This is a genomic window from Arthrobacter oryzae (assembly GCF_030718995.1).
Lineage (GTDB): Bacteria > Actinomycetota > Actinomycetes > Actinomycetales > Micrococcaceae > Arthrobacter > Arthrobacter oryzae_C.
The window spans coordinates 2,294,167-2,316,560 of sequence record NZ_CP132204.1 but is presented as its reverse complement, the minus strand read 5'-3'; the positions used below and the strand labels follow the sequence as shown (position 1 = coordinate 2,316,560).

Genomic DNA, 22,394 nt, shown 5'->3' with positions numbered 1-22,394 from the left:
GAGGCTCCGGCCAGAGACGGCAGAAGGCGGCTTCCGCAGGGGAAGCCGCCTTCTGTTCAGGTCATCCAGTCAGGTCACGTGTTCAGGTCACGCGGGGTGATGTCATTGGCGCGGAGTGCGCACTACCTCGCTGATCCAGGCGCGCGTCTTGTCGTCAATGGGGCCGGCAACGTTGGTTTCCCTGGCTGCGCGGTCGGCCCTGATCTTCTGCATCACCATTCGACCCAGTCCCGCGAAAACCGCGACAGCCATAACCGGAAGAAGTACGGATTTGGGTTTCTGAGCCATGCCGCAATCCTACTGAGCCCGCCTGCGCACCACCAGTGCCGGCGTCGGGCTTTCCTTCACGCCGTACCCCGCGGGGAGTGCCCCATTTCACAGTCCACCCGCGAATGCGGGTTGACGCACTGCGCCCGGTAGAATGGGCAAGCAAGCTCGCGGAGCGCTCGTTCCCGCTGTCTTATGTTTGGAGTCCGCCGTGGCTGTGAATACAGCAGCAGACCGGCGTGAGACGGCATCACTCCGCTGCGCCCTTACCCAACGCTCACGCACAGGAGTTACCGGATGCCCCGGATCGTTGTCGACGTCATGCCCAAGCCCGAGATTCTGGACCCGCAGGGGAAGGCCATCGTGGGTGCACTCCCCCGGCTGGGCTTCACCGCCTTTAGCTCTGTCCGTCAGGGCAAGCGCTTTGAACTCACTGTCGACGGCGAGGTGACCGAGGAAATCCTGGCCCAGGCCCGGAATGCCGCAGAAACCCTGCTGTCCAACCCCGTCATCGAGGACGTCGTCAACGTCGAGGTCGTCGAGGCCTGACATGACTGAACTTCCCCTGATCGGCGAGGCAGTCGCCGTCGCCGCCCAGCCGCGGCTCGCTGGTGCGCGGATCGGCGTCGTCACGTTCCCCGGAACCCTTGATGACCGCGACGCCGCCCGCGCCGTCCGTCTCGCCGGCGGCACCGCAGTGCCGCTCTGGCACGCCGACACCGCACTGGGCGACGTCGACGCCGTCGTCATCCCCGGCGGATTCTCCTACGGTGACTACCTCCGCGCCGGGGCCATCGCACGCTTCGCGCCGCTGATGTCCAAGATCATCGACGCCGCCAACTCCGATGCCAAGCTTCCCGTGCTGGGCATCTGCAACGGCTTCCAGATCCTGACCGAGTCGCACCTGCTGCCCGGCTCCATGATCAAGAACGACCACCTGAAGTTCATGTGCCGCGACCAGGTCCTGCGGGTGGAAAACAGCAACACCGCCTGGACCCTGGACTACGAAGCCGGCCAGGAAATCACCGTTCCGCTGAAGAACCAGGACGGCCAGTACATCGCCGACGAGAAGGTCCTGGATGCCCTTGAGGCCGAAGGCCGCGTGGTGTTCCGCTACGTAGGCTTCAACCCGAACGGCTCGCGCCGCGACATCGCCGGCATCTCCAACGCCGCCGGCAACGTGGTGGGCCTCATGCCGCACCCCGAGCACGCTGTGGAGGTTGGCTTCGGGCCCCAGTCCCTGGATGGTATCGGCGGGTCCGACACCGACGGCCTCGGCTTCTTCACCTCCGTCCTGAACAAGATTGTGGGAGGCAGCAAGTGACCACGGAAACCACCAAGAAGTTCAACATCGACACCGTCGAGAACGCGGCCAAGACGCCGGACACCGAACTCCCCTGGGCCGAACTGGGCCTGAAGCAGAACGAGTTCGACGAGGTAGTCAAGGTCCTGGGCCGCCGCCCCACCGGCGCCGAGCTCGCCATGTACTCCGTGATGTGGAGCGAGCACTGCTCCTACAAGTCCTCCAAGAACCACCTGCGCCAGTTCGGCGAAAAGGTGACGGATGAGATGAAGAAGGACATGCTGGTGGGCATCGGCGAAAACGCCGGTGTCACCAACCTGGGCGACGGCTGGGCCGTGACGTTCAAGATCGAGTCCCACAACTCGCCGTCGTTCGTGGAGCCCTATCAGGGTGCAGCGACCGGCATCGGCGGCATCGTCCGCGACATCATCTCCATGGGTGCGCGCCCGGTGGCCGTGATGGACCCGCTGCGCTTCGGCGCCATCGACCACCCGGACACTGCCCGCGTCATGCACGGTGCCGTTGCCGGCATCGGCGGCTACGGCAACTCCCTGGGCCTGCCGAACATCGGCGGCGAAATGGTCTTCGACTCCGTCTACCAGGGCAACCCGCTGGTGAACGCGCTGGCTGTCGGCGTCATGCGCCACGAGGACATCCGCCTGGCCAACGCCTCCGGCAAGGGCAACAAAGTGGTGCTGTTCGGTGCCCGCACCGGCGGCGACGGCATCGGCGGCGCCTCGGTGCTGGCCTCGGAGTCCTTCGACGACACCAAGCCGTCCAAGCGCCCCGCCGTCCAGGTGGGCGACCCGTTCGCCGAGAAGGTCCTGATCGAGTGCTGCCTGGAGCTGTTCAAGGGCTCGCTGGTTGAAGGCATCCAGGACCTGGGCGCCGCTGGCATCTCCTGCGCCACATCCGAGCTGGCGTCCAACGGCGACGGCGGCATGCAGGTTGAGCTGACGTCCGTCCTGCTGCGCGACCCCACACTGACCCCGGGCGAGATCCTGATGTCCGAGTCGCAGGAACGCATGATGGCCGTGGTCACCCCGGAGAACATCGCAGCCTTCGAAGCCGTGATGGACAAGTGGGCTGTGGAGTACTCCTGGCTGGGCGAGGTGACTGACACCGGCCGCCTGATCATCACCTGGGACGGCGAGGTCATCGTGGACGTCGATCCGCGCACCGTGGCACACGACGGCCCGGTCTACGACCGCCCGTTCGCCCGCCCCTCGTGGCAGGACTCGGTCCAGGCCGATTCCTTCACCGGATCGGTGCAGGACGCCGGCCGGCCCTCCGCCCCCGCGGAACTGGCCGCCGCAGTCACCGAGCTCGTAGCCTCGCCGAACATGTGCAGCAAGGACTGGATCACCAACCAGTACGACCGCTACGTCGGCGGCAACACCGCCATGGCGTTCCCGGACGACGCCGGTGTGGTCCGCGTGGACGAGGAAACCGGTCTCGGCGTTGCCTTGGCCACCGACGCCAACGGCCGCTACACCTACCTCGATCCGTACCACGGCGCACAGCTCGCCCTGGCTGAGGCCTACCGCAACGTGGCCACCTCCGGCGCCGTGCCGATGGCCGTGAGCGACTGCCTGAACTTCGGCTCCCCCGAGGACCCGGACGTCATGTGGCAGCTCGCCGAAGCCATCCGCGGCCTGTCCGACGCCTGCATGGAGCTGGGCATCCCGGTCACGGGCGGCAACGTATCGCTGTACAACCAGACCGGCACCACGCCGATCCACCCCTCCCCCGTGGTGGCAGTGCTGGGCAAGCTCGACGACGTCGCCCGCCGCACGCCGTCGGGCTGGCGCGAGGACGGGCAGGCCATCTACCTGCTCGGCACCACCGCGGCAGAACTGGACGGCTCGGAATGGGCCAACATGCGCGGCCACCTCGGCGGACTGCCGCCCAAGGTTGACCTCGCCGCCGAACGCGCGCTGGGTGAAATCCTGATCAACGCCTCCCGCGACGGCATGGTTGACTCCGCGCATGACCTCTCCGAAGGCGGCCTCGCGGCAGCACTCGTGGAGTCCTCGCTGCGCTACGGCGTGGGTGCACGGATTGCCCTGCAGGACGTCATGGACCGCGACGGCGTGGACCTGTTCACGGCATTGTTCTCCGAGACCCAGGGCCGGGCGATTGTTGGTGTGCCGCGTTCCGAGGAAGTCCGCTTCACGGACATGTGCACGGCCCGCGGCTTCGCCCACACCCGCATCGGTGTGGTGGACGCAGCGAGCGGCCAGCTGGAGATCAACGGCGTGGACACCCTGTCCCTTGACGCCCTCCGCGAAGCCCACGAGGCAACCCTGCCGAAGTACTTCGGTTAGGCACTCCCTCCCCGTCGATTGCTCCGTAACTGCCGTTTTGAACCCTCAGAACGGCAGTTACGGAGCAATCGTTGCTTAACGGCCCGGCCGCCAACCCGCTTGCACCAGCGCTGTGCGAATTTTGGATACTGCCGGCTTCGCTTCGTTGACCATGTGGCGGTTGGAGATCCGGACTTCGGTCCAGCCAAGGGCCGCGTAGCGCTCGGAACGGGCGATATCCCGGACCACCTGGTCTTCCTCGCCGTGATGCTCGCCCTCGTACTCGATCCCGACTTTGTACTTCCGGTACGAAAGGTCCGGCTCATGAAGGCGGCGACCATCGTGGCCGATGATGGGCACGTTCAACACCGGTTCCGGCAGGCCGGCCCTGACGATGGCCAGCCGAAGGAGCGTCTCCTGCGGTGAGTCGGAGCCCACCCGAATCAGCTTTATCGCTTCCCTGGCCTTGCGCAGCCCGCGCTTTCCCTTATGCCTGTCAATCATCCGCTGAAGGTCCGCCACGCTGCACAGCGGCGTGTCCCGGCCCTCAAAGGCTGCTCGCGGAATCCGAACACAGCTGTCCCCCATGGCCACAAGCTCATCCACCGTCAGCATTTCTGCCATGTCCAGCCAGGTCCGCTCCGGAGTGGTTACGGAGATCCCGTCGACTGTGGTGACCTCGTCGCTAAACAGCTTCATCCGGTGCACGATGACGTGCGGCCGGTTCAGATGTGCCGCGCCCTCAGGCCTGATGACATGAAACATATCCGGCGATCCCTTCTGCTGACGTCGCGGCAGCACGAGGAGTTCTGCCGCCGTGAGGTGCGACGCGGCGCATCGCTCGTTGACCTCAATGAAGGGCCGCACCCTGATACTCAAGGGGAGCTCCGCCGTCGAACTTTCCGCCCGGATCCTCTTGCCGAGGCGCGTCAGCGAACCATGCCGCAGCCGTTTGGGTGATACTCCGGCCCGCGCCGCCTCGGCAACGGTGAAGGGGCGGGCTTGGAGTACATGCGGCAACTGGCGTGCGGTCTTCATTGGTTCATCAGACCAGAGCGGCGATGGACGTGCAGAAGTTATCCACAAGACCCATCGATTGCTCCGTAACGGCCGTTTTGGGGTGTCAAAAGGGCCCGTACGGAGCAATCGATAGTGGGTCAGTCGTCGCTGCGGAACTCCCGCTGGCGGGCGCTGAGGAGTTCCAGTTCGGGGCGGAAGGCCACGAAGCGTTCGACGGCGGTGAGCACCTCCACGACGTGCGCGCGGTCTGCTGCCACCAGGCCAGCGCCCAGCTGCGTCCGCCGGTATTGTTCGTGGTCACCCACCTCCGCAACGGATACCTCGAAGCGCCGCTTCAGCTCGGCCAGCAGCGGCCGCACCACGGATCGCTTCTCCTTGAGGCTGTGAACGTCGCCGAGGAGAATGTCGAATTCGATCCATCCGATCCACATGGATTAATCGTATCGACACCCCGCCGCCGGGCTCAGATGGTGAGCTCGCCCATCCGGTCCCAGCCGTCGCCGTCGAGCTGGCGGCTGATGATGCGCGGGGTCTCAGCGAGTGCCTGCGGCATGTCCGCCATGGCCTTCTGGAAGTGCGCGCTGTTGACGTGGTCGCCCGCGGCGTCGTCCTTGAAGGCTTCCACCAGCACGAACTCGTTGGGGTCGTCCACGCTGCGGGACCAGTCGAACCACAGGTTGCCTTTCTCCTGCCGCGTCGCCTGGGTGAAGTCCTCCACCAGGCCCAGCCACTTTTCCGACCAGTCCGGCTTGACCTTGAATTTGACGACAATGAAGATCACGGGGGTTATGCCTTTCGTTGTGTTTCTGCGGCCAGCCCGGCGGCCAGGGAATGCTCGCACTCCTCAATCGCCTCACGGGCCAATTGCTGCTGCTGGGGCGTGCCGACGCGTTCCGCCCACTGCTCGGCCAGCTGGAACTCCACCAGTGCTTCGGTGAAGCGCCCGGCCCGGTGCAGTGTCCAGCCCAGGTTGTTGTGCAGCGAGACCATCCAGCGCCTGGTCCGCGGGTCATGCACCGTGGACGCGTACTCGAGGGCGCTGCGGGTCCAGGACTCGGCATGCGCGGGGTCGGCGATCGCCAGCATGTGCAGCGCATCGACAGCAAGGAACTCCTCGCTGAGGTGGTCGGCCAGTTCGGCGGCCTGTTCAAACAGCGGGACAGCCATCGCGGCATGACCGCTGGAATTGAGCAGGCGCCCGCGTTCCAGCAGCACCCGGACAGCCACGGTGGGCTCGTCGGCGTCGATCCCGTCCAGGAGCGCATCGGCTTCTTCATAGCGGCCCTGCAGCCCGATGGCCCGCCCCACCTGGGTGGCGAGCTCCGCCTGTTCGTCGGCGTCGTACTTTTCGTCTGCAGCCGCCGCGCGGAAGCGGGCTTCCGAGCCGGGGGCGTCGTCGAAGTTCCACAGTTGGTCAAGGGTTTTCTGTTCCAGCATTCACCTGCTCCTGATCAGCTTTCACCTGCGGCCAGTTCGTGTGCACTCCCAATGTATCGGTTCGTGACATGTCTCTGCGCACGGCCCGTGACGGCGCTCCCGGCAGCGTAAAACCAGGTGGACGGCCGGCTGAACGCCGTGATCTTCAGGAACACCCGGTTCTCGCCGTCCAGCTCCACTTCGAAGGCTTCCTCGCCCCGCACGGGGTGGCCGGGAAGGGTTCCGTAACCAAAACCGGCACTTTGCGGACCGTCGCCGGGCACCGGCCGGCGGACCCACACCACCTCGCAGGGCGCATTGATCCGGAAAGGCCCGACGCCGAATCCGCTCACGACGCGCGCGCCGGGCACCACGACGTCGGAGTCCGTGCGGACCCGCAGCCCGGACCGCTTCTGCAACTGCCAGGCCAGGATTCCGTGGGCGACCCTCCGGTAGAGCGCCGGGCCGTCGCCGAGATAGGCCTGGGTCACCACCCAAGGGATGCCATCCGGCGCCCGTCCGTGTTCGGTGGAACCGATGCCCGGGTAGTCCAGGCGGCCCCGGGCCAGGCGGCGGATACGCGTCATGCTCCATCACCCCTGGCGAGCCCGGCCCAGCCCAGCTGCTCACGCTGCTTGCGGCTCAGCGTGGCCACCACCAGGTCGTAGGAGTCCTCCACCATGTCCCGGATCATGTCGTCCGGTAGCGATCCGTCCAGCCGGACCCCGTTCCAGTGCGTCTTGTTCATGTGCCAGGCGCCGGAGATTTCAGGGTGGACCGACCGCAACTGCTCCGCCAGGGCGGGCTCGCACTTGAGGCTCACGGACCAGTCCGCCGGGTCCATGGCGGACGCCGCGAACATCTTCGCTTCGTGCCGCGAACCGCCCGCCACGGCCGCGCGCACCTTGAAGACGGAGGTTTCCGGACCGAACGGAAAGTCCTCGTAGGTGCCGGGGAAGCTCAGGCAGATCTCGCGGAGGGTGTCAGCGTCCATGAAGCGAGCCTATCCGGCGCCCGGTATTTCCGGCAGGGCGCTAGACGCCCACGCGCCACCCTTCGCGGGCAGGGCACTCGTTAACCACCACGTCCAGTCCCGCCGCCTTGGCACGCTCCACTGCGGCGTCGTCGAACACCCCGAGCTGAAGCCACACTGCCTTGGCGCCCACGGCAATGGCCTGGTCGATCACCGCTCCCACCTTGCGGGAATTAACAAAGCAGTCCACGACGTCGATCGGGTGCTTTTCCGCGGGAATATCCGCCAACGAGCGGTATCCCTTCTCGCCGTGCACGTCATCGCCCGGGAGGTTGACCGGGATGATTTCCATGCCCATCCGGTCGCGGATATACAGGGAAACGTCGTACGCCGAGCGCCATTCGTTGGTGGTCAGGCCCACCACCGCCCAAGTGCCTTTGGTTCGCATGAGTCGCTCAATGACTGCCGGATCGTTAACGTGGGCCATGCATCAACCTTACTCCTGCGGCCAATCCGCACTATCCCCGAATAAATGAATGAACCAGCAGCCGAGGTGCCGGTAATGAACGAATATTACAGCGCCCGAGGCGCGAATTTTGTGAAATCGTGCATCTCGGTTCTAGTAGGTAGTGACCATCCCGAGCGGCCGAGAGACCTGGATCGATGAAGCCGCAGCAACCCGCGGTGACGTGAGACGACCATTCCCACGGAACTGTTCCTCCTCTTTTCGAGGAAACCAAAGGAACTAAGGGTGCTACTGCCAGGACCGATGGAGTGCTGCAATGACCCCTGAGATTTCCCCTGCCCTGCCCACCTTTGCCCGGATTCCGTCCGAGGCAACCCCACAATCCACTTCGGACGCGACGGCGAACGAAGCAGGGCTGCGTGACGCGCCCGGCTCCTCTCGCGGCTCTTCGGGATGGTCCCTGACTGAGCCCACGGACGACGCAGTGCACGGCGTCCCCACTGACGGACCGGCGCGTCACCGCAGTACCACCCCCAACGACCACACGGACACGGTTGCCTTCTGGGAACAGCAGGCCCTCCGCCTCGACTGGGCCGAACCCGCCGAGGGCGCCCGCAGCGGCAACAACACCAGCGGCAAACCCTGGCACACAGCCCACCGGCGCGTTCCGGCAGACGTGGAAGCGGGCACCGGACCGGACATCACGTGGTTCGAGGGAGGCAAGCTCAACGTCGCCTACAACTGCGTGGACCGCCACGTTGCCGCCGGCCGCGGCAACAAGGTGGCTCTGCACTTCGAGGGTGAGCCAGGCGACCGCCGGGCCATCACCTATGCCGAGCTGCAACGTGAAATATCCAAGACCGCCAATGCGCTCCTGGCCCTGGGCATCACCAAGGGCGACCGCGTGGTCATCTACCTTCCGGTCATCCCCGAAACAGTCATCGTCACCCTCGCCGTGGCCCGCATCGGCGCCATCCATTCCCTCGTGTTCGGTGGATTCTCCGCCGAAGCGCTGAAGTTCCGAGTGGAAGACACCGGGGCCAAGCTCCTGGTCACCACGGACGGGCAGTTCCGCCGCGGTGTGGCCGTGCCGGTCAAGGACAATGCGGACGCCGCGGTTGCCGGGGACAACGCGATCGAGCACGTCCTGGTGGTCAACCGCACCACCCCCGCGGACCAGCTGGCAACGGTCCCCATGGCCGCAGGCCGCGACGTCTGGTGGCACGACGCCGTCGGAAATGCCGCTGACACCCACGAAGCGGAAGCGTTCGACGCCGAGACTCCCCTCTTCATCATGTACACCTCCGGGACCACCGGTAAGCCCAAGGGCCTGGTGCACACCTCCGGCGGGTACCTGACGCAGGCGTCCTGGAGCTTCGAGCACCTGTTCAGCAACCCGGACCCGGCACTCCGGGACCAGGACGTGCACTGGTGCACTGCGGACCTCGCCTGGGTCACGGCCCACACGTACGAGATCTACGGCCCTCTGTCCAACGGTGTCACGCAGGTGATCTTCGAAGGCACGCCAAACACCCCGCACCCGGGTCGGCACTTTGAGATCATCGAGCGCTACGGCGTGACCCAGTACTACACGGCGCCCACCCTGGTCCGCTCGCTCATGGGCTGGTTCCCGGACGGCGTCCCGGACACGTACGATCTCTCCTCGATCCGGATGCTCGGCACCGTGGGCGAAGCCGTCAACCCCGAGGCCTGGCGCTGGCTCCGCCGGAACGTCGGCGCCGGCACCGCCCCCGTCGTGGACACCTGGTGGCAGTCCGAGACCGGCGCCACCATCCTCTCCCCCGCCCCGACGGACACCGAGTTCAAGCCCGGCTGCGCGGCCCGCCCGTTGCCGGGCGTCAGCACCCGGATCGTGGACGACGCCGGCAACACGGTGCCGCCAGGCGTCCAGGGGTTCATTGTGGTGGACTCGCCCGGCCCCGCCATCGCCCGCACCGTCTGGGGCAATCCGCAGCGCTACTTCGATTCGTATTGGCGCAAATACGCCGCGCAGGGCTGGTTCCTCGCCGGCGACGGCGCCAAATACGACGACGACGGCGACATCTGGATCCTGGGCCGGGTGGACGACACCCTCAACGTGTCCGGCCACCTGCTGTCCACCATCGAAATCGAATCGGCCCTCGTCTCCCACCCGGCCGTGGTGGAAGCCGGCGTCTGTCCGGTGGCGGATGCGAAGACCGGCCACGCCGTCGTCGCCTTTGTGGTGCTGAAGGGCGGGGCGTCCCCGGAAGTGGCCGCGGACCTCCGGAACCACGTCGCGAAGGAGATCGGACCGATCGCCAAGCCGCGCGACGTCGTCGTGGTTCCCGATGTGCCCAAGACCCGCAGCGGCAAGATCATGCGCCGGCTGCTCACCCAGCTTTTCGAGGGGACCACCCTCGGCGACACCACGTCGCTCCAGAACGAACCGGCAATCGCCGGCATCCAGGATGCCCTGGCCGGCTACGCCGCCTCCCCCACGGGACAGAAGCAGACTTCCCGCAACGGACAGAAGTAAAGGAACAAACATGAACGACATCAGCAGCGTTGCCCGTCTTTCCGAACCGCTCAAGTTCGCCTACTGGGTGCCGAACGTATCCGGCGGCCTGGTGGTCTCCACGATCGAGCAGCGCACCGGCTGGGACTTCGACTACAACAAGAAGCTTGCACGGATCGCCGAGAACTCCGGCTTCGAATACGCCCTGACGCAGACCCGATACGCCGCCTCCTACGGTGCCGACAAGCAGCACGAGGCCACGTCCTTCAGCCTGGCGCTGCTGGCGGCCACCGAGCGGCTGAAGGTCATTTCGGCGGTCCACCCGGGCATGTGGCACCCCGGCGTGCTCGCCAAATACATCATCACCGCGGACCACATCTCCAACGGCCGCGCCGCCGTCAACATCGTCTCCGGCTGGCTCAAGAACGAGTTCACCAACTTCGGCCTCGAATGGCTCGAGCACGACGAGCGCTACGTCCGCACGGAGGAATTCATCAACGTGCTCCGCGGCCTCTGGACCGAGCAGGAATACAGCCAGTCCGGCAAGTACTACAACATCACCGACTTCACGCTGAACCCGGCGCCGGTGGACGTTCCGGGCCGCGCGCACCCTGAAATCTTCTTCGGCGGCAACTCCACCGCTGCGCAGGCCACGGCCGGCCGCGTGGCCGACTGGTACTTCTCCAACGGCAAGGACCTTGAGGGCTTCAAGGAAAACATTGCAGGGGTGGTGGCAGCTTCTGAGGCCACCGGCCGCGGAAAGGACGGCACCCTCGCGGCGCCGCACTTCGGCCTGAACGGCTTCGTGATCGCCCGCGATTCCGAAAAGGAAGCCCGCGACACCCTCCGCGAAATCGTGGAGAAGGCCCACAAGCCGGCGGTCCAGGGGTTCCGCGACGCCGTGCAGGAAGCCGGAGCGTCCACGAAGGACGGCAAGGGCATGTGGGCGGACTCGACCTTCGAAGACCTGGTCCAGTACAACGACGGCTTCAAGACCCAGCTGATCGGCACACCGGAGCAGATCGCGGAACGGATCGTGGAGTACAAGAAGATCGGCGTGAACCTGTTCCTCACCGGCTACCTGCACTTCCAGGAGGAAGTGGCGGCGTTCGGCCAGGACATCCTGCCGATTGTCCGCGAGCTTGAGGCGGACCTCGCCCGCAGGAACGGCACTGAGCTGGACCTTTCCGGCACGCCCGTCGCCTCGGCATCCGCAGCCGGCCTGGTGAACGCCTGATGGCCGACCGCACGTTCGGTTTCCGCACCCGCGCCCTCCACGCCGGCGGAACGCCCGACGCCGAGCACGGCGCCCGGGCCGTCCCGATCTACCAGACCACGTCCTTCGTCTTCAAGGACACCCAGGACGCCGCCAACCTTTTCGCCCTGCAGAAGTACGGCAACATCTACTCGCGCATTGGCAACCCCACGGTGGCGGCATTCGAGGAGCGCATCGCCTCCCTCGACGGCGGGATCGGCGCTGTAGCGACGTCGTCGGGCATGGCGGCGGAGTTCATCACGTTCGCTGCGCTGACCCAGGCCGGGGACCACATCGTGGCGGCGTCCCAGCTGTACGGCGGCACGGTCACCCAGCTGGACGTCACCCTGCGCCGCTTCGGGGTTGACACCACGTTCGTGCCCGGCACCGATCCCGCGGACTACGCCGCTGCGGTCCGGGAGAACACCAAGGCCATCTTCGTTGAGGTGGTGGCCAACCCGTCGTCGGAAGTCCAGGACCTTGCGGCCCTGGCAAAGGTGGCGCACGACGCCGGCATCCCCCTCGTCGTGGACGCCACCCTGAGCACGCCCTACCTCGTGCGGCCGATCGAACACGGGGCGGACATTGTGATCCACTCCGCCACCAAGTTCCTGGGCGGACACGGCACCACCCTCGGCGGCGTGATTGTCGAAAGCGGCCGCTTCAACTGGGGCAACGGCAAGTTCCCCACCATGACCGAGCCCGTGGCCTCCTACGGCAATGTCTCCTGGTGGGGCAACTTCGGCGAATACGGCTTCCTGACCAAGCTCCGCTGCGAGCAGCTGCGGGACATCGGCCCGGCCCTCTCTCCGCAGTCCGCGTTCCAGCTGCTGCAGGGCGTGGAAACCCTGCCCCAGCGCCTGGACGAGCACCTCAGGAACGCCCAGGCCGTGGCGGAATGGCTTGAGGCGGACGAGCGCGTGGCGTATGTGAACTTCTCCGGGCTGCCGTCCCACCCGCACTTTGAGCGGGCGCAGAAGTACCTGCCCCTGGGCCCCGGTTCTGTGTTCTCCTTCGGGGTGAAGGGCGGCCGCGCCGCCGGTCAGAAGTTCATCGAGTCGCTCCAGCTGGCCTCGCACCTGGCCAACGTGGGCGATTCGCGGACCCTCGTGATCCACCCCGGCTCAACCACCCACCAGCAGCTGAGCCCGGCCCAGCTCGAGTCCGCCGGAGTTCCGGAAGACCTGGTCCGCATCTCCGTGGGCCTTGAGGACATCGAGGACATCCTCTGGGACCTGGACCAGGCCCTGACGGCGGCTTCGGAGGCTGAGCTGGTTTCAACAGGCTCGAACACCGAGACGGCCGACACCTGCACGATCGGAGCACTGTCATGAGCACGGTAGACCGCACCTGGGAAGGCCCCTCTGCTCCGGAACGGCTGAACCTGCTCCGGCAGGCGAAGTCCATTGCCATTGTGGGCGCTTCGGACAAACCCTCGCGGGCCAGCTACTTCGTGGCCACGTACCTGCAGTCCTCCACCCGGTACAAGGTGTACTTCGTGAACCCCGTTGTTAAGGAGATCCTTGGCCAGCCTACCTACGCCTCCCTGGCCGACCTTCCCGAGAGCCCGGACATCGTGGATGTGTTCCGCAAACACGACGACCTCCCGGGCGTCCTGGACGAGGCCGTCGCGGCCGGTGCCAAGACCCTCTGGCTGCAGCTGGGCTCGTGGCACGAGGACGTGGCCAAAGAGGCCGAAGCCGCCGGGCTCGACGTCGTGATGGACCGCTGCGTCAAGATCGAGCACGCACGCTTCCACGGCGGCCTCCACCTTGCCGGCTTCGATACGGGGGTTATTTCCTCAAAGCGGCAGGTCCTGGCCTGATCAAAGCGTGATCTTAGCGCGAACGGACACTTGACGCCCCGGCCGGGGTGTCAAGTGTCCGTTCGCGCTAAATCGCAGAATGAGGGCGGCCCGGTTTACGGGCGGAACTTCCGTAGCCAGCTGCTGACGGGTTCGACCACGGAATCCAGAGCGGAGTCGAGCAGGCCTTCGCCGGATTCGTCCGTCTTCCGGTTCTTCTGCCCCCGGTCCTCGGTGCTGCTTTCCTCCGGGGACTGGCTGGCCTGGTCAGAGTGCTCGCCGGGCTGGTCCTGGGAGTCCGGTCCGGATAGCTCCTCGGGTGCGGATTCGGCCTTGCCTGCACCGGAAATTTCAGCATCCGGCCCGCCCGCTTTGCCGTTGCCTGATGCGGCCCCGGGTGCCCAGTCAGGTCCCTTGGCCGGCGGAAGTAGCTGCCCGTCCGGTCCCGTCGCCGCCGCCTGGCCGTTGGCGTTACCCGGACCGGCCGGGAGGTTATCCTGGCCGGCAGCCAGGTCCTCGGCTGAAGGAAGAACCTCGTCGAGCTGCAGGAAGAGTGGTGAAACCCATGGCAACCGCCCGTCCTGGTCCGAACCTGCGGGCGCAAGGGGAAGCGTCCAGCCCGGCGTCCAGTCCGTGGTCAGCTCCTGGATGGACCAGAGCCCCGGGCCGCCATCCGACACCTGGCTGGTGGCGGCGACGCCGCTGACCCCGAGGCCCATGCCGGCAAGGACGGCCAGTCCCACGATTGCCGGACGGTACTGGCGCAGCCAACGCTTCTTGGTCAGTTCGTCCTGCGGCCCGGCCAGCATGGCCGCCAGTTCAGGGCCGGGAGCAGGAACCTGCCTCTGCGCCAGCGAGGCTATGGACAGGAGCGCGGCCCTGAGCTCGGGCACGTCCGTGTGGCCGGCGTCGATCAGAAGCCGGTCAACGGTTCCACCAGAACAGTGATCCCTGGTTGTCATGGCGCTACGTAGTCCTTTACGGCCGAATGTTCACGGAGTCTGTCCAATGCACGTCGCTGAAGCTGTTTGACGGCCCCGGCGCTTTTCCCCATAATTTCGGCCACCTGCTCCACGGTGAGATCCGCAATGATCCGCAGGGTCAGGACCTACTTTTGATCCTCACCCAGGACGTCCAGCAGTGCGAGCACTTCTCCCGGCGCCACCAACAACATGGCCGCGGCTTCCGCCGAGGCGGATTCCCGCCGGTCAAACTCAGGTTCGAAAGGTTGTTTGGGCGGCGTCCGGCTTTGCCTTCGGTGATCGTCCACCATCCGCGCATGGGCCACCGAGAACAGAAAAGTACGCAGTCCGCTGGCGCCTCCGCTGATGGTGTCTATCCGGGGCAGCACCGCCAGGAAAACGTCCTGCATGGTGGCCTCCGGGTCCTCGACACCACGGGCGGTCAGGTATCCCAGCACCTGTGACGCATAGCTCCGATAGACCAGATTGAACAACTCGCCATCGCGGCCTTTGAGGGCCCGCAATGCATCGTCGGTCAGTGCTTCGGTCACGGACGTGTGGCTTTCGTTCAAGGGGGATGGCTACATCATTGTATGGCCATCATGTGGCGGCTGGGCGGAACCCGCTCCATAACTTTACCCTTGGTAACCATAGGGTAGACGTCATCGGAGACCGCGCACTCCTGAGCCAGCTGTCTGCTGAACCGGCTTCGGACAAAAAAGGGCCGGGCTGGAACATGATGGGGGACAGTTCCAGCCCGGCTCTCTTTTTGCAGTCAAGCGCCAGGTTCGAACCTGATGGGGGACAACTTCGTACCCGGCGCTTTCATAGTGGTAATCGCCACAGCACCGCTGAGGGTTACGCGGAACCCAAAAAACTTTCAAAAAAGTTTTCAGGGTTGTTCCGGGGTTGGACCAAGGAGCAACTCGCGGTCCGCGACACGCACATATCCGGCACATCCGGAGCATCACTATTCACTCAGTGTATAGATTGACCTGTGAACAACTCCCTCACCCTGTTGGGCCTCCTTAGCCGCGAGCCGAGCTACGGTTACGACCTCAAGCACTCGTACGACCGGTACTTCGGAGCCGGCAAGGCCATAGCGTTCGGCCAGGTGTATTCCACCCTTGCCCGGATGGTCCGTGACGAGCTGATCCTGGCCCTGGGCGGGGAGACCGGAGGGGGCCCGGACCGCAAAAAGTACGAGATCACCTCCGCCGGCCAGGACAGGGTGAGTGAGTGGCTTTTCACTCCCGACATTCCCTCCGAGTCACTGCAAAGCAACCTCTTTGCCAAGACCGTGATCGCATTGCTGCTCGACGACGACGCCGACAGGCTGCTCGATGCGCAGCGCGGCGAACACATGGCCCGGATGCGGGAACTGACCCGGCGGAAGAAGGACGCGGACCTGCTCCAAGTCCTGATGTGCGACCACGGCCTGTTCCATATCGAAGCCGACCTGCGCTGGATCGACCTCACCAGCGCCCGCCTGACCCAACTCAAGAAGGAGCTCCAGAGCGCATGATCACCCATGACTCCGCTGCACCCATCCTCAGCGCGCGCGGCCTGCGGCACTCCTTTGGGCAGACCCAGGCATTGCGGGGCATCGACCTCGACGTCCATGCGGGGGAAGTACTCGCTGTTATGGGCCCGTCCGGATCCGGTAAGTCCACTTTGCTGCACTGCCTGGCCGGTGTTCTGGTGCCCGACGGCGGCTCGGTCACCTACCGTCCCGCCGGAGGGCGGTCCCCGATGGAGACCAGCGCCCTCGCGGAACCGAAACGGGCCCGGCTGCGGCTGACCGATTTTGGCTTCGTCTTTCAGTTCGGCCAGCTGCTGCCCGAGCTCACGGCGACGGACAACGTCAGCATCCCGCTCCTGCTGGCCGGGACCAGGCGGCCAGAGGCGCGGCGCCGGTCAAGGGAGTTGCTGGAACGCCTCGGTCTGGACGGGCTGGGCGCCAGGCTGCCCGGTGAATTGTCCGGCGGACAGGCCCAGCGCGTCGCCGTCGCCCGCGCACTGGTGACGTCGCCGGCCGTGTTGTTCGCCGATGAGCCCACCGGTTCGCTGGATTCCCTCGCATCAGAGAACGTGCTGGCTCTCATGCTCGAGCTTGTCCGCGAAGCGGGCACCACGGTGGTGATGATCACCCACGACGCCCGCACCGCCGCGTATGCGGACCGGGAAGTCATGGTGCGCGACGGCGCAGTCGGTGCCGGCTACCGGGCGTCCGCGTGAATGCCGGGCTGCTGAAACTGGCAGTCGTAGGGAGCCGGTCCGCCTATGGCAGGCACGCCGGAATCGCGGGAGGGGTCGCCGTCGGAGTATGCCTGTTGTTGTTGCTGTGGGGCGGTGCCAACGGCCTGAGCGCACGTGATGACCGCGGTGCCTGGCTGCGCGAAACCGGACGCCCATCGGTGTCCGCGCCTCCGGCAGATGATCCCGCCACTTCAGCGCGGATGATCCCTGTGCCGTTGACCGCAGACACGGTGCTCATGGAAGCCAACCCGGTGGAAGTCTTCCGCGACCAACTCATCAACCGCCGCAACGTAGCGGCCCTTGAGTCGACTACCGTCAAGATCCCCGGGATCGGCGCCCCTCCGGTGCCGGGCCGCTACTATGCATCTGCGGCGCTTCAGCGTCTGATCGAGTCAACTCCGCGGGACGAGCTTGGCGACCGTTTCGGGACGTTCGGCGGCACGATTGACGACTCTGCCTTGCCGGGGCCTGATTCGCTGATCGTCGTCACGGGAGCAACGGAAGCCGAACTCCGCCAAGCCGGCAGGGCTTCCCTGGTGTCAGGTTTCACGACGGACCCTCACGGCGGCAGCGCTGCCGCGTACAACACAGTGCTGTCCATCGGGGCCATCGCGGTGTTCTTCCCCGTCCTGCTACTGATCAGCATCGTCACCGGCCTGGGTGCGGCACAACGCCGGGAACGCTTCGCAACCCTGCGCCTCCTTGGCGCATCGCCACAGCTTCTCTCCCGGATCGCCGCCGCCGAAACCGCCGTGCCCAGCCTGACCGGTGCAGCGCTGGGCGCCGTCCTGGCCGTCATGCTGAGGCCGGCTGCGGCGCAGATCCCGGTCAACGGCACCCGGATGTTCGCCGCGGATCTGGCCACTGGCTGGGCGGCGGCCGCCGTCGTCGTTGCCTTGGTGGTTGCGGCATCGGCGCTTGCAGCCGCGCACGGCACGGCGCGCGCGGGTATCGGCCCGCTGGGCATGACGAGGGGGGTGAATGAAAAGGCACCCACAATGTGGCGGAGCGTTCCCGTGCTGGCCGGTCTTGCGGCTATGATCACGGCTGTACTGATGGTCCGGGTCCTGAATGTGCGGATGGCGTGGCTGGAATCACCGCTACTCATCCTCGGATTTCTGGGTGTCCTCGTCGGCATCGTGGTCATCGGCCCTTGGCTGACCCTCTTGGTGAGCCGGCTGGGGCTGCGCCAGGCCCGGAGCGCAGCCGGGGTCATTGCTGCCAGCCGTATCCAGAAGACCCCTGTGGCGACCTTCCGTTCCGTGTCAGGGCTGGTAGTCGCGGTGTTCGTCGTCTCAGTCTTCGCCGGAGGAGCCAGCATCATTGAGGCAACCGAGGTGCCAGGGGCCCGGCCCGGAGTGCTCCAGCCCACCAGCCTGCACGCCACCGTGGGCGCCGGACACACCCCGGCCCGGGTCGCGGAGGCCGCCAGCCAGGCCAGGGAACTGCCCGGCATCCGGAGTGCCACCGTCGGTTACGGCCCGGCGCCCCTCTCCGAAAGTGATGCCGGCCCCGAAATCTACCTTCGTGCCGAGGACGCTGCCGGCCTCGGATTCGAGGACATCCCGGCAACAGAGACCGTGGCTGTTGATTCGTCCTTTCTCCACCCTTGGACACCCCAGCCGCTTGCTCTGGCCCCGGCGCCTGCCGCCAACGTCGACGGAATGGTGCCGGTTGTGATTGTGCTCGGCACCGACGGGACCCCCGAGGCCATGGACCGTGCCCGCACAGCATTGAACGCATCAGGCGTCACGGCCATCCCGGCCACCTCTCCGCTGGACCTCAGGTTGCAGTCCAGCACCCGCCTGATCCATGGCCTGGCCGGGCTCGCTTACCTCGGCATGTTCGTCGCGATCGCAATCGCCGGCCTGTCGCTGGCCGTTGCCACAGCCTCCGCCATCCTGGACCGGAAGAGAGTCCTCGGACTTATGCGGCTGATGGGGATGCCGGTGGACGTCCTGCGCCGGGTCATCACGAGGGAAGCGGCAATCCCGCTCCTGACCGTGCTGCTGCTAGCGGCCGGCCTCGGGTTCCTTGTGGCCTGGCTGATGGTGACGTTCGTTGATGACACCTACCGTGTAACCTGGCCGGCACCGGAGTATTTCATGGCCTTGGGACTCAGTGCATTTCTGGCCCTCGGAGCGGTCACCGCCACTTTCAGCCTGATCCGTTCGAACACCGCAATAGCCGCGACACGCCTCGAATAGGATCGACTCCCCGCCTGCCGAGCAGCCCGTCAGCGGCCCGTCAGCAGGCGGGACAGGGCTGATGCCAGCTCGTCGGCGTCCGGGCCTAGGCGCCGGGCCGTCTCGCGTGCCCGGTCCATCCGGTCTATCCGAAGATCGTTGTCCACGAGCCAGGCAACCAGCTCGAGCCGGGAGGCCCCTGCCATTGCAGCCGACGATGCCAGGCTTTGGGCTGCGGCACTTGCAGCCTCAACGTCCCCGCTGTCCAAGGCGGAAACCACGTTCTTGACCCTGGACGGGAGCAGGACCAGGAACACGTCCAGGAATTCAAGGAGCCGGCTCTGGGAGTGGACGCCCCCGGCAAGCTCCTGCACCCGCATCCGGTCAAGGGCCGGTTCCCGATTGATCCGCGCACGGTATCGGCGCGGTCCCTGATCCGGCGCTTCGGTCCGGTCCGCCGGCCCTGACACGGGGCCGGACTTGTTCTTTTGTGACTTCACGCTCAGACCCATGATGTCCATCCCTCCCGTTAGCGCTTCGAGGAATCCCTTGTGGGAGCCCCACTCCAGGCCAGGTGCCGGTGACTCCAACATAGGGAGCGCGGAGCGGCCGGTCACGAGTGGCCGGTACCCGAATAACACCCGCTACCACCTGCATCACGAGTGTCGCTACGTATCACTTCCCTGGTGGCCCTGCAGGTCCCGATCCTGTAACGCTCCGGTGCCGGGGGTTACGCGCGGCGTTAAGGGGTGTCAGGATACCGGCATGAGCGAGGAAGTGATGGCCGTCCCTGCCGCCGGTCCGGCAGCGACCCCCAAACATGTGACCGGACTGATCAATCCCCAGGGTTCCGCCGCGACCCGGGCCATGCGCGAGCAGGCCCGCCGGCGGCGGGATGCCGAGGCGAAACTGCAGCAGCACCTGCTTCAAACCCGAAACAAGCAGTCCGCCGGCTAGCCGGCAATATCTCCTAACGACGACGGCGGCGGGCCACCTTTCCAGGTGACCCGCCGCCGTCGGACGTCAGTGAGCGTCAGTCAGTTTCAGTCCAGGATCAGGTCGTTGACCACGATCGTCTGGTCGCGGTCCGGGCCGACGCCGATCGCCGAGAAACGCGTGCCGGACAGCTTCTCCAGGGCCAGCACGTAGTTGCGTGCGTTCTCCGGGAGGTCTTCCAGGGTGCGCGCGCCGGTGATGTCCTCGGTCCAGCCCTCGAAGTACTCGAAGATGGGCTTGGCGTGGTGGAACTCGGTCTGGGTCATGGGCATTTCGTCATGCCGGACGCCGTCCACGTCGTAGGCCACGCACACCGGGATCTGTTCGATGCCCGTGAGCACGTCCAGTTTGGTGACGAAGTAGTCCGTGAAACCGTTGACGCGGGAGGCGTGGCGCGCCAGCACGGCGTCGTACCAGCCGCAGCGGCGCGGACGGCCGGTGTTGACGCCGAACTCGCCGCCGGTCTTCTGCAGGTACATGCCCATCTCATCGAACAGTTCCGTGGGGAACGGCCCGGCGCCAACACGCGTGGTGTACGCCTTGATGATGCCGATGGAGCGCGAGATGCGGGTGGGGCCGATGCCGGAGCCCACCGAGGCGCCCCCGGCGGTCGGGTTCGAGGACGTCACAAACGGGTAGGTGCCGTGGTCGACGTCGAGGAACGTTGCCTGGCCGCCCTCCATGAGGACCACCTTGCCTTCGTCCAGCGCCTTGTTCAGCACGAAGGTGCTGTCGATGACCAGCGGGCGCAGGCGTTCGGCGAACGACAGGAAGTAGCTGACGATCTCCTCCACCTCGATGTCGCGGCGGTTGTACACCTTGACAAGGAGTTCGTTCTTCTGGCGCAGCGAACCCTCAACCTTCTGGCGGAGGATGGACTCGTCAAAGACGTCCTGGACGCGGATGCCGAGGCGGGCCACCTTGTCCATGTAGGCCGGGCCGATGCCGCGGCCCGTGGTGCCGATGGCGCGGCTGCCCAGGAACCGCTCGGTGACCTTGTCCAGCACCTGGTGGTAGGGCGCCACGAGGTGGGCGTTGGCGGAGACACGGAGCTTGGAGGTGTCCGCGCCGCGGGCTACGAGGCCGTCGATCTCCTGGAACAGGGCTTCAAGGTTCACCACGCAGCCGTTGCCGATGATGGGAACAGCGTTCGGGCTCAGGATGCCGGCCGGAAGGAGCTTGAGCTCATACTTCTCACCGCCTACGACGACGGTGTGCCCGGCGTTGTTGCCGCCGTTCGGCTTGACCACGTAGTCCACGCGGCCGCCAAGCAGGTCAGTGGCTTTACCTTTGCCTTCGTCGCCCCACTGGGCTCCGACGATCACGATTGCTGGCATGGGATCCTCCCCCATTCGTTCGGGCCGGACCGCAGCCGGTTCACCAAGGTGACCCGCCAGAGGACAGCGCCGTTCATGAGAATGCCCCGAACGTACCGGCCTTCGCTGGTCCGCAGGGCAGCGCAGCGACGCAAGAGTTCCGGGGCTCTTACCACCCAAGTTTAGCCGATGACAGACTTTGCCCAGTTGATGGCCCGCCGCGGCCCTTCGCACGAAGTAAAGGACCGCGGCGGCCTGACGCAGGTGCCCCTACTCGTCGTCGGCTTCCTCGCCCGGGCGGGAGGTCTGGGTGTCGAGGGTGTCCCAGAAGGAGGCGTCGGCGTCGGCGATTGATCCGTCACCGATGGCAGCCGCAGTGGACGTCAGCGTGGTCACCGTCTGCTGGATCAGATAGCCGTTGCTGCGAAGGCCGAGGGCGTAGCCGTCCAGGAAATGGTCCGACATGCCCCGCATTTCAAAGAGCAGGGTGGCTATCCCGTACTCCACGGCGATGCCGTTGCGGCTGATGGTCTCCGCGCTGCCGCCGACGTACTTGCCGAGGTGGCCCCAGCCCGTGGAGTCCACATTGTCGAACACCACGGCCCCCAGCTGCTTGGACTTCGCCACGACGGCCGGATCGGCGTTGGGGGTGGTGGGGTAGAGGATGGAGCCGGACACCAGCTCCCCGTCGCGTTCGCTGCGGGTCCCCTGGTGGTGCAGGTCGATCATGTAGTCGATCCCGTACTTGCGCATCACGTTCTCATGAAGCGCCCGGGTCTCGGGCTGGACCTTGGCCACGTGGTCGCGGTTCAGGTCCACCCCCTCGGCGTTGTAGCGGGTGAGGTTGCGGTCGCCCTTGGCCTGGTAGTCGTCCAGCGGGAAGTTCACGTCTCCCATGGCGCCATCGGCGTTCAACATGGGGACGACCAGGATGTTCACGCCGTCGAGGATCTCCCCCGATTTACCCGTGCCCAGATGCCGCACGAATTCCAAGGCACCTTCGGTGGTGAGCTGCTCGTTGCCGTGCTGCTGCGTCAGGTAAAGGATGGTGGGCTTGGCCGGGTCCGAAATGTACTTCACCAGGTGGATGTCCCGGCCCTTGACCGTCTGGCCAATGACTTCCAGCTCCATGGCGGGCTGGCGGGCGTCCTGGTCTTTGAGGAAGGAGACCATTTCGTCGTACGTGGCCAGCTTCGAGGTGGTGACCTGGCCGTTGCCGTCGTAATTGGGGCCTTCGCCAACGGCATTGGCCAGCGGAACAGGCGCCGCCACGACGGCCAGAGTCAGGGCGCCGGTAACGGCCAGGGTCCTGAAAGTTGACAGGTTTTTTCTCACGGGCGAAACCTCTTTCGAGTGCGTTGATACGGC

23 protein-coding genes and 1 pseudogene are annotated in these 22,394 nt (G+C 65.9%); 11 read left to right on the top strand and 13 right to left on the bottom strand.

Going from position 1 to position 22,394, the window contains the following annotated elements; genetic code table 11:
- Positions 1–102 precede the first annotated feature (102 nt).
- Positions 103–288, bottom strand: a complete 186-nt coding sequence (locus Q8Z05_RS10715) for a hypothetical protein (protein WP_305943431.1) — start codon at positions 286–288, stop codon at positions 103–105.
- A gap of 276 nt (positions 289–564) precedes the next feature.
- On the opposite strand from Q8Z05_RS10715, the gene purS reads away from it, so the two are divergent.
- The 3 genes from purS to purL are packed head-to-tail and all read left to right on the top strand — an operon-like array spanning position 565 to position 3,897.
- Positions 565–816 (top strand): phosphoribosylformylglycinamidine synthase subunit PurS, encoded by a 252-nt coding sequence (gene purS, locus Q8Z05_RS10710; protein WP_011690410.1) that lies wholly within the window; start codon positions 565–567, stop codon positions 814–816.
- Between the two features lies 1 nt (position 817).
- Complete coding sequence (gene purQ, locus Q8Z05_RS10705) at positions 818–1,591, top strand: phosphoribosylformylglycinamidine synthase subunit PurQ (protein WP_305943430.1); 774 nt, start codon at positions 818–820, stop codon at positions 1,589–1,591.
- Entirely contained in the window at positions 1,588–3,897 is a 2,310-nt protein-coding gene (gene purL, locus Q8Z05_RS10700) for a phosphoribosylformylglycinamidine synthase subunit PurL (protein ID WP_305943429.1), read from the top strand. Before purQ ends, purL begins: the two co-directional genes overlap by 4 nt.
- Before the next feature lie 75 nt (positions 3,898–3,972).
- On the opposite strand, the gene Q8Z05_RS10695 is transcribed toward purL, so the two are convergent.
- From Q8Z05_RS10695 to Q8Z05_RS10665, 7 genes are all read right to left on the bottom strand, one after another.
- Positions 3,973–4,914 carry a hypothetical protein gene (locus Q8Z05_RS10695; protein WP_305943428.1) on the bottom strand — a complete coding sequence of 314 codons (942 nt, stop codon included), beginning with the start codon at positions 4,912–4,914 and terminating at the stop codon, positions 3,973–3,975.
- Positions 4,915–5,033: 119 nt separating this feature from the next.
- Complete coding sequence (locus Q8Z05_RS10690) at positions 5,034–5,327, bottom strand: DUF503 domain-containing protein (protein WP_305943427.1); 294 nt, start codon at positions 5,325–5,327, stop codon at positions 5,034–5,036.
- Between the two features lie 32 nt (positions 5,328–5,359).
- On the bottom strand, positions 5,360–5,677 hold the full coding sequence (locus Q8Z05_RS10685) for a putative quinol monooxygenase (RefSeq protein WP_305943426.1): 318 nt from the start codon (positions 5,675–5,677) through the stop codon (positions 5,360–5,362).
- A gap of 5 nt (positions 5,678–5,682) precedes the next feature.
- Positions 5,683–6,333, bottom strand: coding sequence for a hypothetical protein (locus Q8Z05_RS10680; RefSeq protein ID WP_305943425.1), 651 nt, complete (start codon positions 6,331–6,333; stop codon positions 5,683–5,685).
- 14 nt (positions 6,334–6,347) lie between these two features.
- Positions 6,348–6,899: a DUF1990 family protein gene (locus tag Q8Z05_RS10675; RefSeq protein ID WP_305943424.1), complete on the bottom strand. Its 552-nt coding sequence runs from the start codon at positions 6,897–6,899 to the stop codon at positions 6,348–6,350.
- Complete coding sequence (locus Q8Z05_RS10670) at positions 6,896–7,306, bottom strand: MmcQ/YjbR family DNA-binding protein (protein ID WP_305943423.1); 411 nt, start codon at positions 7,304–7,306, stop codon at positions 6,896–6,898. Before Q8Z05_RS10670 ends, Q8Z05_RS10675 begins: the two co-directional genes overlap by 4 nt.
- A gap of 40 nt (positions 7,307–7,346) precedes the next feature.
- The gene (locus Q8Z05_RS10665; protein ID WP_305943422.1) at positions 7,347–7,772 is read right to left on the bottom strand and encodes a CoA-binding protein; all 426 of its coding nucleotides are present in this window, start codon (positions 7,770–7,772) and stop codon (positions 7,347–7,349) included.
- Positions 7,773–8,067: 295 nt separating this feature from the next.
- On the opposite strand from Q8Z05_RS10665, the gene acs reads away from it, so the two are divergent.
- Genes acs through Q8Z05_RS10645 form a run of 4 tightly spaced genes read left to right on the top strand, consistent with a single transcriptional unit; the run spans position 8,068 to position 13,328 of the window.
- Entirely contained in the window at positions 8,068–10,269 is a 2,202-nt protein-coding gene (acs, locus tag Q8Z05_RS10660) for an acetate--CoA ligase (protein ID WP_305943421.1), read from the top strand.
- Between the two features lie 10 nt (positions 10,270–10,279).
- Positions 10,280–11,485 carry a dimethylsulfone monooxygenase SfnG gene (sfnG, locus tag Q8Z05_RS10655; protein ID WP_305943420.1) on the top strand — a complete coding sequence of 402 codons (1,206 nt, stop codon included), beginning with the start codon at positions 10,280–10,282 and terminating at the stop codon, positions 11,483–11,485.
- Entirely contained in the window at positions 11,485–12,837 is a 1,353-nt protein-coding gene (locus Q8Z05_RS10650) for an O-acetylhomoserine aminocarboxypropyltransferase/cysteine synthase family protein (protein WP_305943419.1), read from the top strand. Before sfnG ends, Q8Z05_RS10650 begins: the two co-directional genes overlap by 1 nt.
- Positions 12,834–13,328, top strand: a complete 495-nt coding sequence (locus Q8Z05_RS10645) for a CoA-binding protein (protein WP_305943418.1) — start codon at positions 12,834–12,836, stop codon at positions 13,326–13,328. The genes Q8Z05_RS10650 and Q8Z05_RS10645 overlap by 4 nt, the downstream gene beginning before the upstream one ends.
- 95 nt (positions 13,329–13,423) lie before the next feature.
- On the opposite strand, the gene Q8Z05_RS10640 is transcribed toward Q8Z05_RS10645, so the two are convergent.
- Together Q8Z05_RS10640 and Q8Z05_RS10635 are read right to left on the bottom strand one after the other, a co-directional pair.
- A complete protein-coding gene (locus tag Q8Z05_RS10640) occupies positions 13,424–14,269 on the bottom strand; it encodes a hypothetical protein (RefSeq protein ID WP_305943417.1) in 846 nt (281 codons plus the stop codon).
- Positions 14,266–14,820: pseudogene (locus tag Q8Z05_RS10635) on the bottom strand (RNA polymerase sigma factor). The gene Q8Z05_RS10640 and the pseudogene Q8Z05_RS10635 overlap by 4 nt, the downstream one beginning before the upstream one ends.
- 446 nt (positions 14,821–15,266) lie before the next feature.
- On the opposite strand from Q8Z05_RS10635, the gene Q8Z05_RS10630 reads away from it, so the two are divergent.
- From Q8Z05_RS10630 to Q8Z05_RS10620, 3 genes are read left to right on the top strand one after another with little or no spacing between them, the layout of a single operon-like run.
- A complete protein-coding gene (locus Q8Z05_RS10630) occupies positions 15,267–15,794 on the top strand; it encodes a PadR family transcriptional regulator (protein WP_305943416.1) in 528 nt (175 codons plus the stop codon).
- A complete protein-coding gene (locus tag Q8Z05_RS10625; RefSeq protein WP_305943415.1) occupies positions 15,791–16,507 on the top strand; it encodes an ABC transporter ATP-binding protein in 717 nt (238 codons plus the stop codon). Before Q8Z05_RS10630 ends, Q8Z05_RS10625 begins: the two co-directional genes overlap by 4 nt.
- Entirely contained in the window at positions 16,504–18,735 is a 2,232-nt protein-coding gene (locus Q8Z05_RS10620; protein ID WP_305943414.1) for an FtsX-like permease family protein, read from the top strand. Before Q8Z05_RS10625 ends, Q8Z05_RS10620 begins: the two co-directional genes overlap by 4 nt.
- 29 nt (positions 18,736–18,764) lie before the next feature.
- On the opposite strand, the gene Q8Z05_RS10615 is transcribed toward Q8Z05_RS10620, so the two are convergent.
- A complete protein-coding gene (locus Q8Z05_RS10615) occupies positions 18,765–19,214 on the bottom strand; it encodes an Hpt domain-containing protein (protein ID WP_305943413.1) in 450 nt (149 codons plus the stop codon).
- A 265-nt stretch (positions 19,215–19,479) separates the two neighbouring features.
- On the opposite strand from Q8Z05_RS10615, the gene Q8Z05_RS10610 reads away from it, so the two are divergent.
- Positions 19,480–19,671, top strand: a complete 192-nt coding sequence (locus Q8Z05_RS10610) for a hypothetical protein (RefSeq protein ID WP_305943412.1) — start codon at positions 19,480–19,482, stop codon at positions 19,669–19,671.
- Positions 19,672–19,757: 86 nt separating this feature from the next.
- Here the strand turns inward: Q8Z05_RS10610 and Q8Z05_RS10605 are convergent, their stop codons facing one another.
- A complete protein-coding gene (locus tag Q8Z05_RS10605) occupies positions 19,758–21,047 on the bottom strand; it encodes an adenylosuccinate synthase (RefSeq protein ID WP_305943411.1) in 1,290 nt (429 codons plus the stop codon).
- Between the two features lie 249 nt (positions 21,048–21,296).
- The gene (locus tag Q8Z05_RS10600; protein ID WP_305943410.1) at positions 21,297–22,361 is read right to left on the bottom strand and encodes a M14 family zinc carboxypeptidase; all 1,065 of its coding nucleotides are present in this window, start codon (positions 22,359–22,361) and stop codon (positions 21,297–21,299) included.
- Positions 22,362–22,394: the final 33 nt, after the last annotated feature.

Excerpts from the sequence above, each read along its gene's own strand:
- Q8Z05_RS10715 (WP_305943431.1), bottom strand. The coding sequence starts at position 288 with ATGGCTCAGAAACCCAAATCCGTACTTCTTCCGGTTATGGCTGTCGCG.
- purS (WP_011690410.1), top strand. The coding sequence starts at position 565 with ATGCCCCGGATCGTTGTCGACGTCATGCCCAAGCCCGAGATTCTGGAC.
- purQ (WP_305943430.1), top strand. The coding sequence starts at position 818 with ATGACTGAACTTCCCCTGATCGGCGAGGCAGTCGCCGTCGCCGCCCAG.
- Q8Z05_RS10695 (WP_305943428.1), bottom strand. The coding sequence starts at position 4,914 with ATGAAGACCGCACGCCAGTTGCCGCATGTACTCCAAGCCCGCCCCTTC.
- Q8Z05_RS10690 (WP_305943427.1), bottom strand. The coding sequence starts at position 5,327 with ATGTGGATCGGATGGATCGAATTCGACATTCTCCTCGGCGACGTTCAC.
- Q8Z05_RS10680 (WP_305943425.1), bottom strand. The coding sequence starts at position 6,333 with ATGCTGGAACAGAAAACCCTTGACCAACTGTGGAACTTCGACGACGCC.
- Q8Z05_RS10675 (WP_305943424.1), bottom strand. The coding sequence starts at position 6,899 with ATGACGCGTATCCGCCGCCTGGCCCGGGGCCGCCTGGACTACCCGGGC.
- Q8Z05_RS10670 (WP_305943423.1), bottom strand. The coding sequence starts at position 7,306 with ATGGACGCTGACACCCTCCGCGAGATCTGCCTGAGCTTCCCCGGCACC.
- Q8Z05_RS10665 (WP_305943422.1), bottom strand. The coding sequence starts at position 7,772 with ATGGCCCACGTTAACGATCCGGCAGTCATTGAGCGACTCATGCGAACC.
- acs (WP_305943421.1), top strand. The coding sequence starts at position 8,068 with ATGACCCCTGAGATTTCCCCTGCCCTGCCCACCTTTGCCCGGATTCCG.
- sfnG (WP_305943420.1), top strand. The coding sequence starts at position 10,280 with ATGAACGACATCAGCAGCGTTGCCCGTCTTTCCGAACCGCTCAAGTTC.
- Q8Z05_RS10650 (WP_305943419.1), top strand. The coding sequence starts at position 11,485 with ATGGCCGACCGCACGTTCGGTTTCCGCACCCGCGCCCTCCACGCCGGC.
- Q8Z05_RS10645 (WP_305943418.1), top strand. The coding sequence starts at position 12,834 with ATGAGCACGGTAGACCGCACCTGGGAAGGCCCCTCTGCTCCGGAACGG.
- Q8Z05_RS10640 (WP_305943417.1), bottom strand. The coding sequence starts at position 14,269 with ATGACAACCAGGGATCACTGTTCTGGTGGAACCGTTGACCGGCTTCTG.
- Q8Z05_RS10625 (WP_305943415.1), top strand. The coding sequence starts at position 15,791 with ATGATCACCCATGACTCCGCTGCACCCATCCTCAGCGCGCGCGGCCTG.
- Q8Z05_RS10610 (WP_305943412.1), top strand. The coding sequence starts at position 19,480 with ATGAGCGAGGAAGTGATGGCCGTCCCTGCCGCCGGTCCGGCAGCGACC.
- Q8Z05_RS10605 (WP_305943411.1), bottom strand. The coding sequence starts at position 21,047 with ATGCCAGCAATCGTGATCGTCGGAGCCCAGTGGGGCGACGAAGGCAAA.